General features: G+C 61.4%; 14 protein-coding genes and 1 pseudogene. 1 reads left to right on the top strand and 14 read right to left on the bottom strand.

What is annotated here, in order from left to right; translation table 11 throughout:
* Positions 1 to 12 precede the first annotated feature (12 nt).
* The 4 genes from gp17 to ACSQ3S_RS31465 are packed head-to-tail and all read right to left on the bottom strand — an operon-like array spanning position 13 to position 1,752.
* Entirely contained in the window at positions 13 to 378 is a 366-nt protein-coding gene (gene gp17 / locus ACSQ3S_RS31450) for a tail completion protein gp17 (RefSeq protein ID WP_436144833.1), read from the bottom strand.
* Positions 375 to 836, bottom strand: coding sequence for an HK97-gp10 family putative phage morphogenesis protein (locus ACSQ3S_RS31455; protein WP_436144834.1), 462 nt, complete (start codon positions 834 to 836; stop codon positions 375 to 377). The genes gp17 and ACSQ3S_RS31455 overlap by 4 nt, the downstream gene beginning before the upstream one ends.
* Entirely contained in the window at positions 833 to 1,150 is a 318-nt protein-coding gene (locus ACSQ3S_RS31460; RefSeq protein WP_436144835.1) for a phage head closure protein, read from the bottom strand. Before ACSQ3S_RS31460 ends, ACSQ3S_RS31455 begins: the two co-directional genes overlap by 4 nt.
* A complete protein-coding gene (locus ACSQ3S_RS31465) occupies positions 1,147 to 1,752 on the bottom strand; it encodes a head-tail connector protein (RefSeq protein WP_436144836.1) in 606 nt (201 codons plus the stop codon). Before ACSQ3S_RS31465 ends, ACSQ3S_RS31460 begins: the two co-directional genes overlap by 4 nt.
* A 639-nt stretch (positions 1,753 to 2,391) precedes the next feature.
* Here ACSQ3S_RS31465 and ACSQ3S_RS31470 point away from each other — a divergent pair.
* A pseudogene (locus tag ACSQ3S_RS31470) lies at positions 2,392 to 2,481 on the top strand (PEP-CTERM sorting domain-containing protein); the annotation flags it as partial.
* A gap of 49 nt (positions 2,482 to 2,530) precedes the next feature.
* Here ACSQ3S_RS31470 and ACSQ3S_RS31475 read toward each other — a convergent pair.
* From ACSQ3S_RS31475 to ACSQ3S_RS31520, 10 genes are all read right to left on the bottom strand, one after another.
* Positions 2,531 to 4,180 carry a hypothetical protein gene (locus ACSQ3S_RS31475; RefSeq protein ID WP_436144837.1) on the bottom strand — a complete coding sequence of 550 codons (1,650 nt, stop codon included), beginning with the start codon at positions 4,178 to 4,180 and terminating at the stop codon, positions 2,531 to 2,533.
* Between the two features lie 2 nt (positions 4,181 to 4,182).
* Positions 4,183 to 4,401, bottom strand: a complete 219-nt coding sequence (locus ACSQ3S_RS31480; RefSeq protein WP_436144838.1) for a hypothetical protein — start codon at positions 4,399 to 4,401, stop codon at positions 4,183 to 4,185.
* A gap of 55 nt (positions 4,402 to 4,456) precedes the next feature.
* Positions 4,457 to 5,716, bottom strand: a complete 1,260-nt coding sequence (locus ACSQ3S_RS31485; RefSeq protein WP_436144839.1) for a phage major capsid protein — start codon at positions 5,714 to 5,716, stop codon at positions 4,457 to 4,459.
* A gap of 89 nt (positions 5,717 to 5,805) precedes the next feature.
* Positions 5,806 to 6,540, bottom strand: a complete 735-nt coding sequence (locus tag ACSQ3S_RS31490; protein ID WP_436144840.1) for a head maturation protease, ClpP-related — start codon at positions 6,538 to 6,540, stop codon at positions 5,806 to 5,808.
* Between the two features lie 8 nt (positions 6,541 to 6,548).
* Complete coding sequence (locus ACSQ3S_RS31495) at positions 6,549 to 7,847, bottom strand: phage portal protein (protein WP_436144841.1); 1,299 nt, start codon at positions 7,845 to 7,847, stop codon at positions 6,549 to 6,551.
* Positions 7,844 to 9,517 (bottom strand): terminase large subunit, encoded by a 1,674-nt coding sequence (locus ACSQ3S_RS31500; RefSeq protein WP_436144842.1) that lies wholly within the window; start codon positions 9,515 to 9,517, stop codon positions 7,844 to 7,846. Before ACSQ3S_RS31500 ends, ACSQ3S_RS31495 begins: the two co-directional genes overlap by 4 nt.
* Positions 9,517 to 9,978 (bottom strand): terminase small subunit, encoded by a 462-nt coding sequence (locus ACSQ3S_RS31505; protein ID WP_436144843.1) that lies wholly within the window; start codon positions 9,976 to 9,978, stop codon positions 9,517 to 9,519. The genes ACSQ3S_RS31500 and ACSQ3S_RS31505 overlap by 1 nt, the downstream gene beginning before the upstream one ends.
* Before the next feature lie 286 nt (positions 9,979 to 10,264).
* Positions 10,265 to 10,654, bottom strand: a complete 390-nt coding sequence (locus tag ACSQ3S_RS31510; RefSeq protein ID WP_436144844.1) for an HNH endonuclease signature motif containing protein — start codon at positions 10,652 to 10,654, stop codon at positions 10,265 to 10,267.
* On the bottom strand, positions 10,654 to 10,845 hold the full coding sequence (locus ACSQ3S_RS31515; RefSeq protein ID WP_436144845.1) for a hypothetical protein: 192 nt from the start codon (positions 10,843 to 10,845) through the stop codon (positions 10,654 to 10,656). Before ACSQ3S_RS31515 ends, ACSQ3S_RS31510 begins: the two co-directional genes overlap by 1 nt.
* A 247-nt stretch (positions 10,846 to 11,092) precedes the next feature.
* Complete coding sequence (locus tag ACSQ3S_RS31520; RefSeq protein WP_436144846.1) at positions 11,093 to 11,488, bottom strand: hypothetical protein; 396 nt, start codon at positions 11,486 to 11,488, stop codon at positions 11,093 to 11,095.
* Positions 11,489 to 11,550 lie beyond the last annotated feature (62 nt).

The raw sequence follows: 11,550 nt of genomic DNA on the forward strand, positions 1-11,550 counted from the left end.
GGCCCCGGTGTTTTATGCTGAGATATCCGCCCAGCAGCTGAAGAACTGGTATGTTCCGTGGCGCTTGGTGGCGTCTTCGTAGCGGGAAAGCTGGCCGCTCTGAACGGTCACGCTCAACGCCGCGGCGGCGCGCAGCGCTGTTTCCGCCTGCTGGGCGATCTGCATTGCCAAGATGATCGTCGGCGCCCATACACTGATCTGAATGCGGGCGTTCTTCTTGCTGGGCTGGCCACCGTCCATGAAGTTCACAGGTTGGCCGCCGACGGCCTGCCAAGTGATGTACGGCGCGGCGCCAGCGCCCTCCGGCGCCACAGCCGGATAGACGCGGTTGGCCACCAGGCCCTTCAAGCTGTCGAACAACAACGTCTCCAGGCTCATGGACGCCTCTGCAGGGTGATCAGCTTCGCGCCCATCTCGACCTTGGCGGCAGTGAACGCCTGCGGCGTTACCGCCAGCGCCGGGCCGAGGAACGGGTGGGCCGGCGCATCGGATGTGCCAAACTCCACCATATGGCCGTACGGTGCTTTGATGTGGTTCCAACTGATGCGGTATTCCTTGCGGCTCGGCCCGGACTTCTCCGGCGAGTAAACGCGGTATATCGCAGCACGCAGGTTCCCGGGCTGGAAGAGGTAGGTCACGCCGGTGCGCTTCGAGTTGCGGCCGTAGAAGATGTGCGCCTTTTCCGATTCCGGCGCAAGGATGCGCGCCTCGTCGTACACCACCTTGGCGGCCGCCGCGGCGCCAGCCATGGCCACCTGATCCTTGACGTCCTCACCGAAGTCGCGGATGTTCTGGCCCAGTGCGGCCAGGCCAGACAGATCGACCGTGAAGCTCACGATTCCACCTTGATGCAAACGAGCTTCTGCGTGCGGTTATCTTGGCCCAGCACCGCCTCGACGCGATAGGAGTGCCCCTTGTAGCTCACCAGCAGGTTCTCGGGCAGGTCGACGCGTGCTCGGATCACTATTTCGGTCTGCGTACTGCGCTCTTTCTGGTCAGCGTCAATGAGCAGCTTGCCGCTCACATCCTTGACCTCGGCCCAGACGGTGGCGACATCGACGGCTATCAGCACAGGCTGGCCAGCCGCGTCCTGGCCGTCCGACATGGTTTGCAGTGTGATGCGCTTGTTCAGGCGCTGGGAGAGGCTCATCCGTAGCTCCTGCAGCGGTCCAGCAAACCGTTGACGAACGCGGACTGGACAGTATCGCGCTCCATGCGCGCCGCCGGGTCGAACTGTTCGGCCAGCTTGGCGAGGATGTAGAGCTGCACCTCTTCCGGGGTGGTCGCCGGGTCGCTGCCGTAGCCACACTGCATCACCACCACGACGGCCGCGTCATCCTCGGCCGTCGCTGGCCAGCTTGTGCCGCGAGCAGGCGACAGCGTACTGGCGTAGCGTGTCCGGTTGATCCGGTACGCTTCGGGCGCGAGAGTCTGCGTGGTTCCGGCCTGGTCGATGTAGCTGACCGACGTGACGCTCAGCACCGGATGCGGCAGACGGACCTCATTGGACAGATGGCGCGGCACCGGCTGACCGATCGACCAGCACGGCACGCCGGGGAAGCCAGGAAGATGGACCTCCCACGTCTGCTCCATCATGCACTGCCCGACGCTCTGCTCCAGGTCGGCGACGATGCCCTTGACCCACATGGTCACCAGCGCATCCATATCATCGCCGTCAATACGCAGCGCCAGCTTGGCGGAATCGAGCGTCACCGCGAGTACAGTCGGCGCCGCGGTGCGGATTTTGGTCATACGGAAGTCCTTTCGGCCACCGACATGTAGCTCTCGGCATTCGCCAGGCCGGCGCCGGTTTCGATGGTGATCATAGTTTCCTCGGGTATAGAAAAATCCGATCGGCTGGATTAATGAGTCTGAATTCGAATTATTATTTTTTTACTATGAGGTATACAATTCAATTTCTTTCAATCGCCAAGGACCCCAATGAAAACCATCATCCGCTCCTTTGTGGCAACTTTCGTTTTTCTAGCTAGCGCCGCAGCACACGCCGTCGCCTTCGATTTTTCCTATTTATTTCAAGATGGAACCAATATAACTGGCTCGTTTGACGGAAGCGCGCATGGCAATATAGTCTCGAATCTTTCGAGAATATCTGTTTTTGTAAATGGAGTAGAAATGACAGGACCGCTCCAGGCATACAAATTTAATGCGGATTACACTTGGTCATCAGATTCCGCAGTTGCGTCCTTCGACGGGTACGCAAATAATTTCATTTTTTCGGCTGCCGGACAAAACTCTACGATTAGAAGATATTTCGCCTTTATACCCTTAGGTGGCAGGTTCATCGCGGATGACGTTGAATACGATGACCAAATATTTACACAAGACGGTGCGACGGATGGCAGCCTTCAGGCCCGATGGCACTTGCAATATGCCGTCCCCGAGCCAGAAACCTACGCCATGCTGCTCGCCGGCCTCGGCCTGGTCGGCTTCATCGCGCGCAGGAAACGGGCAACTACCTAAAGTGGCGCCGGCGCCTTGGTGGCGCCGGTTTCGATGATGAGGGTCATGGTCAGTAGCCAAATATCATTTTTCGAAGCGCCGGGTACGCCTGATTGACAGCAACAGCTCCGGCAGCAAGTTCAGTTGGGTGCGCACCATCATCACTTACCCCTGATTTGAATGCACTTACCCCATCGAACAGGTCTGGCTCCATGTCGATGTAGCCAAGGCCCATCCGATGGTTGCCTCGGAAGAAGCGGTTGGCATAGCGGCGGAACTTATCTGCAGCAGCAGACCATCCATTGGCGGTATTTGGGCAGCCGCCCACGTACATAACCGCAGTATTCGCAAGTTTTGCAGCAGTTTGCAGGGTGACCACCAATCCCGCTTGCGTACTGAGGATTGCTGCAGATGGCGTGCCATCATTTCCGCTGAATGGCGAATAGGTCAACAGGTCTGGCTCAATGCGGGGAAGCCGCTCAACTATTACGGGGTTATAAGTGCTGGTCGACTGGCTTGACATTCCGAAGTTGGCAAGCTCTATCAGGACGTCGGGGTGGCGCTCGCGGAACAGCTTCAGGGTCTGCCATGCCCAGCCATTGCCGAAGTTGCCGCCGTTGCCGTTGACCGCACCTTCGCCGATCGAGTCGGCGCTTACGGCCCAAGTGATGATCGTCTTGCCGTTCGCCAACTGGCACTCCCAGCCCATGACAAGCCCAGGATTGTCGAATGGCGTGGTGCTGGTGAATGCCGCCTTGTTGGTGATCCCGTCGACGTCCTGGCGGAAAGTCTGGAAGATTCGACCAGCATTTGCGGCACTCGGCGTGTGGAAGAAGTTCTTCAGCGGGTAGAAACCCTCGCTGGTGAACGTGTTCGAAGCCGGAACAAAATGGCGAAGGCAGTACTTGAACAGCCCCCCGTCGGTTGGTGGGATCGATACGATATCGATGTGGTCACCATAGGTCATCGACGGCTGCTCGACTGCACCACCGAGGCGGGCGGCAATCGTGCCGCTCGCGCTGGCCAGGGTGCTGAACGTTCCGTCAATCCATGCACCTGTCGGAACAATCGGATTGGAGAAATCCGCAGTCGGTGCTACTGAATGAGTAACGCCGGTCAGCGCCGATGTAAAGATGTTGTTGAAGATTAGGCGGATGGAGGTAATCTCCGACTCCGTCACGATGTTGTTATGGTAGTTATACCCCACGGTTCCATTGGCCACGACCTTCTGCCGGGATGCCATCTGACGCGTGAACTTAGTGCTTGGCCGCTTGTACAGCGAACTGACTGCGCGCGGCACACCCAGCACCGCATCCCCCACCGTCGCATCAATACTGCCTGCAGTGCAGGTGATCTGAATCTTCTGCGTTCCAGCGTAAGGACCGATCTGCGGCAGCGCGCCGACACCGACAGTCCACGGCGTACCAATGATGGATCCAGCCGCATCGAGGTGGGAAATTGCGCCGACCGTACCCGTAGCGCCGGTGACGCTCAGCGCTTGGCCTTCAGGCAGCAGGATTGTTCGCGCTCGTCCGGATTCCACAGGGAAGGATCCGGTGCGCGACTGGAGTGGCCCAGGTACTGGAACGAACGGCGTGCCGCCCGTAGTGTCGGCAAGCGCCTGCTTGGCCGCGATCAGTCCGGCCTCGGTGCCCGCATCCAATGTGACGATGGCATTGGCCGGATAGCGCTCGTATGCACAAAGCAAGCGGATGGTCATAGTTATTCTTTCACAAGGGATTCGGCGTATTCGACGGCTGCCGGATTGGTATCGAGTTGGCCGGCCAATGTCTCAGCAAGCGCCTGGTCGATATCAATGACATCGTTGCAATTTCCATATGCGCACGAAACCAGAACGCGCGCGCGTACCGTAACGGCCTGCTCCTGCTCATCCGGATTGGTGCCTTCCGCGCCGGGCGCGGTGGAAGATTTCTTTGACATGGGTTTTCCTCGTAGTATTGGGGCGGCCGGCTGCGGCAAGCCGCCCCGAACTGGTTTAGGTCGCGCTGTTGGCGTAGTACTTGACGGCGCCACCGGCATCGATCAGATTGCCGCCCGAGCGCATAAACGCGACGAAACCGATCTGGCCCAACAGGGTGAAGGCCGAATCGGTCATGCGGAACAAGGTCAGATCCATCACGTCGCGGATCACGTACTTGCTCATTTGGCCGAACAGAATCGACTTGGCATTGGCTGCCATGACCGGCACGTCTTGATTGATGTAGATTGGCCGGCCCATCAGGCGGTCTGGCGCGCCGCCGTTGATCAGAGCATCACCCTCGTAACCGGGAACAAACAGAGGGCGGCCTTGGGTATCCTTGATCTTGCGGATCACCTTGACGGACGAGTCGTGCATCATGTAACCGACGCCAGGCTGGCCGCGATAGGCGGGATCGACCGAGTGCTCCAGATCGACCAGGTCGTCGTAGATAACACTGACGGTCTGGCCAGTCGTTCCCACCTTGCCAGAGGCGGCGCGCGCCACGATGCCGAACGGCTTGCCGGAGCCATCGCCGTTGCTGTAGTGGGTGTTGGTGATGCGGCCCAGGCGCATGGCCAGCACGCCCTGGATGTAGGCCTCGATATCGATGAACGAGTCCTGTACCAGCTCGAACGGCAACGCGATCTTCTTTGAGCTGTACTTGTACACGCTCAATGCGGTGTTACCGAAGACGGTATCGAGTCCGGTGACGGCCGAGTTCTGGCCGACGATCTCGCCGATCTCGGCGGTCGCGTCGGCGGTCGGGAAATTCATGTCGATGCCGGTCGCGGTGCGGATCTGGGACGCGACTGCACGCATGCCGCCATAGGCCTTCATCGCCACTTCCAGCGATTTCTGGTATTCGGTGGCCGTGGTGTAGCCGCCTTCCGTAGTGGTGGTGGTCGACATGGCATTGCGGATGTCGGGGTTCTGACGCGCCTGCATGCGCATGCGGTCGGCCTCCGCCATATTCATCAGACCGCCGCTCAGGAAGGCGCGTAGTGCCGGTGCCTCCTCTCCCTGGCGGGATGGGTCACGGGTGGCGGCATTCATCAGCGCCTCATGCTGCGCGGCCGGATTGTCGGTGGCCAGCTTGGCGATGCGATCTTCGCGGGCGATCTCGTTGTCGATGGCCTCGATCTGCGCCAAGACCGCGTCCAGGCGCTCGATGTCGGCGGCCGGCATGCGCTGGTCGGCTGGGAAGCTGTTGTTGATCTCGTTGGCCTTTTTGGCGGCGATGTTGCGCTGTTCGCGCAGTTGGGCAAGCTTGCTCATGTGGTGCCTTTCGGTGGTGGTCCGCTCTCGCGGCCTGGTTGGGGCGAAAAAAAACCGCCCGGAGGCGGCTGCTTAGTGGCGCGAGAGCGTCAGCTAATCTGGATGCGCGACAGCATGGATAAGCGCTGCTGCTGGCGAGCGCGATGGTCATCGGTCGCGCGGTTGTCGATTTCCGGCTCCGACGGAGCCGGTGCATTCTTGTAGGCTGATAGGTCCCAGCCGGCCTTGACCTTGGGCGAGGCCGAGATGCTGTTGATGAAACCCGCATCCACGGCTTCCTGCGCCGTGTACCAGGTCTCGGCCTGCATGATCTTCAGCACCTGCTCCGCGCTCATCCCGGTCTTGCGGGCGTATTGCGCACAAATGGTGCCGTCGACCTTGTCCAGCAGATCGGCAATGGTGCGCATTTCGATGGAATTGCCCATTGCGAAGGTCCAGCCGCAGTGCACCATGTACATGCCGCCTTCGGAGATCTGAATATCGTCGGCGGCAGTGGCCACGACGGTGGCGGCGCTGGCCGCGAAGCCGTCGATGTAGGCCGTAACCTTGGCCGAGGTATCGCGGATGGCCTGGCAAATGGCCTGCGCTGCGAACACATCACCGCCAGGGCTGTTGATGCGCAGGCTGATGGTGCCGCCTTTGATGCCGCGAATCTGGGGCACCAGTGACTGCGCCGACACGCCACCCCACCATTCGGCTGTGGCGTCGTCACTGACGATGGCGTCGTACAGGTAGATGGTGGTCTCGTCGCCGTTGGTCACCATTGCCTGCGGCGCCTTGGATCGGCCCCGGTTGCTGGTCAGCAGCTTGATAAGTTGGGTCATATCGTCCTTTATGCAGGTTCGTTTGCGGCAACATCGGCGGGCGGCAGCACGCCGCTGACGCGGGCGCCGTCGTTGAGCTTGTCGCCGCCATCGATTGGCGGTAGCAGCTTGGCCTTGCGTACTTCGTTCTGCGTCGTCCAGCCCGGTTCACCGGCCCGGCCCAGCGCGATCCGGAAGGCTTCGTTTTCGCTCTTCAGGTCACCGCGTTCGATGTCGGTCAGGTCAAATTTCACGAACAGCCGCACGCGGGACGGCCACAGCTTGCGATTAAATTCCTGTTCGAACTTGACCAGGTCGCGCTTGAGCGTGAATTTCACGAAGCCGCGGCCCATGTTCTCCACGCCGGCACCCCAGGAGGTGTTCTTGTCGGTGTGCCCGACCATGTGCGGCGGAACGCCCAGCACGCGGCAGATCTGCTCCACCTGGAACATGCTGGTGGCCAGAATTTGTGAGTCGGCCGCTGACAGGCTCAGTTGCTTGATGTCGAGCCCCCCCATCAGCACGGCAGGCTTGTGCGAGCGCATGACGCCGCCGTGCGCTTCGCCCCAGGTGGCGCGGATCATCTCGGCCTGCTCGGGGTCCAACTTCTTCTCCGAGGTGATCGCAAAGTCGGGGCGGGCGCCGTTGGTGAAGAAGCGCGAGTTGTATTCGTCGGCCGACAAGGCAGTGCCCACCGCCTGGCGCGCCGCATAGGTGATCGGTGACGGACTGCGCAGGCCATCGAAACCCAGGCTGGGAACATGGATCATGTCGGCGGGGTTGAGCGTGTACATGGCGCCGATCAGCGGCGTCACGCGGTAGAACAGCCGGCCCTCCATGTCGCGGAACGGCATCACCCGGTTGGGGTGGTGCGGAAGGAAACCGGACACGCCTGAGCTACGGAACGACGGGCGAATAATTTCTGCGAAGCAGTCGCCGTAGAACAGGCGCGAACTGACCAGGTATTCCCAGAACACCGCGGCGGAAATATCGTCGTTTGGCGATTCGTTCAGCAACCAGAAATACGGATGGTCCACCAGCTCGCGGCCCAGCGCCGAACGGGCATAGATCGGCATGGGCAGCGTCGATATCGCGCCACAAATCAGTGCCACGCAGGCATACACGGCGCTCACGCGCATCGCGGTTGTCTCATTGATCGCCGGGCCGCCGCCGGGCACATTGCCGCCGATCAGGTTGGCCAGCTCCTGAATGGTAAGGTTCTGCGTGGTCTGGCTCGATGCCTGAATCCGGCCCGCGCGCCATTCGTTCAGGATTACGCTGCCCGGCTGGCTGACCCGCTCCGCGTTATACCAGCTCGCTTGTTTCATAGGATCATAATTCCAGGTTCAGAGGAAGCTTGCGCCTCGGGATTCAACGACATCAGCGACACCGCATTGAATGACGCCATGAGCGGGTCAATCTTGGCCGATCCGGATGCTTGCTTGGTGATCAGAATTGCATTGCCCTTCGGCTCGACTTTTGCATTTCCCACGCACCAGGCCATCATCGGCCGCCCGCCGTGCTCAATCTCGCCGCCGGCCACTTTCCGCTCCGTCGTCTTGATCGCGCCACCAAGGCGCCATCCTTGCGAAACGCCGATGATCTGCTCCATGGTGAAGCCGCGCTCAGGCGCCGTCAGCTCATCGACGATGTCGCCGATGCCGGCTGCATCCACGCCGATCGACTTTTCCTCTGGCAGAAGGCCGGAATCCCTGACCTTACAGATCAAGTCCGCAACTTCGATCACGTCGTCGCCAGGCCGCTCGACGATCGTCAGGTCGCCATCAGACTGGAACCCGAGCAGCATTGAGGCAATCTCGGTGCGGCGGGTAAGCACGATCTTGTGCGCCCAGGCATGCGCCCACAGCAGCCAGCGGCGCGTACCACGTTCACGCCCGATTACCGCCAGGCCCAACAAGTCGTCCAGGCCGCCGCCATCGATCCCGACCACCGCGACCTCACACCGATCGAGCAGTGATTCGAGCGTGAGAGCACGACCCTGCGCCTCCCAGAAATCCGCGCCGGCCCAGCGGTCGGACCGCAGGTTCAGGCCGATCTCGATGTTGAAGTGCTTGGCCAAGAAGCCGCGGAGCGACTCTTCGCCGGCCAGGCGCGCTTTCGACAGCTCACGCATCAGGAACTCGACGTCGACCGAGTAGTTCAGGTTCGGGTTGACCACCTGAAAATTGCGCTGGTCCAGATACGCCTTGCTTTGCACCATGGCCTTCGGGTACTCGTAGATCACCGGCAAGAAATTCTTGTCGACGATCTTGCCGTCCCGGACGTCGCGGGCGTATTGCAGATCCTGCTTGAAGATGCCGGCCGGCGGCTCGTCCGACTGCGTGGACAGCTTGATGACGATGCCCTCTGGCCGGGACGCAAGGCCGCCGATCGCCTCGCGGAACATGTTCTCCGCGTTGGCACGCTTGCCGAAAATCCACTCCTCATCGATCAGCACCCAGGCGGCTTTCTTGCCGCCCACGGTGTCGTTGTCGGCCGCCACCACCTTCAGCGTGGCCCCGGTGGTGCGGTGCGTGATCGTCCGGATGTGCTCCTGCACCTGGAGCAGCTCCTGCAGGTCCTCGTCGGCGCGGATCATGCCGCGCGCCGGCGCGAAGGCGTTGTTCGCGATCTCGATGGTCGGCGCCAGGATGATCAGCTCGGCCAGTTCCCGCCAGTTCAGGATCAGCGCCGTGACCATGATCCCGGCGGCGATCGTGCTCTTGCTGTTCTTCTTCGGGATCAGGAGGAATGCTTCCTTGATCAGCCGCCGCCCGTTTTCCGCGTCGTACGATCCGAAGATCGCCGCCACGAAATCGAAGACCCAAGCGTCACACGCCTCGCCAAAGGTCGGGCTGCCCGGCGCGTCGACGATGCGCAGCTGTTTGAAAATCGCCAGCGCGCGGGCGGCCTCCTCCGGATAGATCGGCGCTGGAATGATCGAGGCGCGCGCTACCAGCCGGACTTCCCAGTCCGGGCAGGCGGTCGACCATTCCATTATTTCTTCCCGTTGTTGACCACCAGCTTAGGCGGCGCGCCCACGGCGAACTTGTTCGCGGCCTTCTTGGCCGCGCTGGCGGCCTCCTCCTTCTTGCCGACCTCGCCGATCTTCTTGTGCATGAAGGGCATCAGCGCCTTGGCGGCATCGACGCGCAGCGGGCCGGACGCCGCCGGGTCGTTCATGGCCGCCAGCAGGAACTGCTTCGGGTCCGAGAACATGATCGCTGTGTTGACATCGAAAGTCGGCGCTGGCTTCGCTAGCGGCGGCGCTGGCGGCGGCCCAGCCTCGGGCTTCTTGTACTTCGCGATGAAGGCGGCGATTGCCGGGTCCTTCGCCAGTCGCGAGCCGGCAGGACCGGCCGTTTTCGGGCTATAGCCTGCCGCTATGGCGGCGTCTTTGTTGGATTTACCAGCAAGGACGGCGTCCGCGAAGGCCCTCCGCTTGCCGGTTAACTCCATTTAACACGCCTCCTACCGGGGGAAATAATCTGTACATGAGAGACCATGCGGTCTAGACGGAGGGGGCGGCCAGACTTTCGACCACCCCCTACCCTTGCATCATTGCAACGTTTCATTTCAATATTACATATTGATGCATATGTGCAATGTTGCATTTCGATATCACTTTCGGATTCGATCGGTCGAAAAATCGAGCAGGACGGAGGGTTAGCCTCCATAACTTTTCTACTCGTGCGGACTGATCTGAGGGCCTGTGACGATGCGTGCCAGCGGCGCGCCTACTACCCTAGCCCTCCGCCTCCTCGCGCTGCTTGTCGCGACTGTGGTGCGTCGAGCACAGCGACTGCCAGTTGGTCGAGTCCCAGAACAGCTTCATGTCGCCTCGGTGCGGCTCCACGTGGTCGACCACTTGGGCGTACGGCAGGCCGATGCCGGCGCGCGTGCACTGCAGCCCGATGGTCACCGCATCCTGGTCGTAGCTGATGCCCACCTCGCGCAGGCAGTACGCGCAGAACGGATGCAGCACCAGGTAGCCGGCGCGGGCCTGCTGCCACTTGTAGCCGTAGCCGCGCGCGGTGCTGCTGGTCTTGTCTGTTCGCCAGCTGCCGGGCTGAATCGTCGCCAGCCTGGCCGGTGCAGAGCCGATGCGCGTCTTGAGTGTCTGCAGGCGAGCCATCAGCGTGCCGCCTCTGGGACCTGCGCCGCCGTGGCGCTGGCCGTCATGCCTGTCGCGCCGTAGCCTTTCGCATGCAGGATCTGCAGTGCGCGTTCCGCATCGGCTAACCGCTCAACCAACTGATCGATGCGCGTGCGATCACCACTTCGCACGGCCCTGATGATCAGGTCGCGTCGGTGGATGGTCTGCATAGTGGCCTGCGGCTCTCGGGGATCAGGTGCCAACCAAGCTGCCGCCGGATCTCGTCGGGCGTTGGTGGCGGGTCCAGCGGCGCATGAGTTCGACGCTCCATGTACTCGCGGACGGTTTCCTTGGACGGGTGCGTCATGTCGGTCATGGCAGCCTCGCAATCAGTGCGCCAATGCAAAAAGCCCACGACCTTGCGGTGGTGGGCTTGCTTTTCTCCGGGCGAACGAATCCCCGTGTGCGTGCACTATATCAGAAAAGATTCCGCGTGCACTCATTTTTTTTCAACTTGATCACCAGCTGGTCGCGCGCGTCGGCGGCCGTCGTCACCAAGTCGGCATTCGGGAAGCGCCAGGCGGTGGCGATGCGGCAGCTGGCGTAGATCGCCCAGACGTGAATGCGATCAAGGCTATCGATCATCGCATCGGTGGCGGCAGCGACCTGCATGTCGTGGCTGTGCTGCGCCTCGTGCAGGTCTTGGCCGTGGCCGTCCGTTTCGCCGACCAGGCCGCCCATGATGCGGGCGCCGAGGTTACGCTGGCCGGTGCTGGCCATCCAATCCTTCCAGACGGCCAGGCAGTAGTCGAGCGGCTCGGGGCGCACCCACGAATCGACCTGGACGTCTTGTTTTTTCACTCGCAGCAGCATGGTGTTCCCCTAGTTTTGACGGTCTTGCGGTTGTTCCGCCCGGCTTTTTGGTGGCGCAGGGC

Origin of the sequence: Duganella sp. LjRoot269, from assembly GCF_964254095.1 — a bacterium.
Taxonomy (GTDB): domain Bacteria; phylum Pseudomonadota; class Gammaproteobacteria; order Burkholderiales; family Burkholderiaceae_D; genus Rugamonas; species Rugamonas hordei.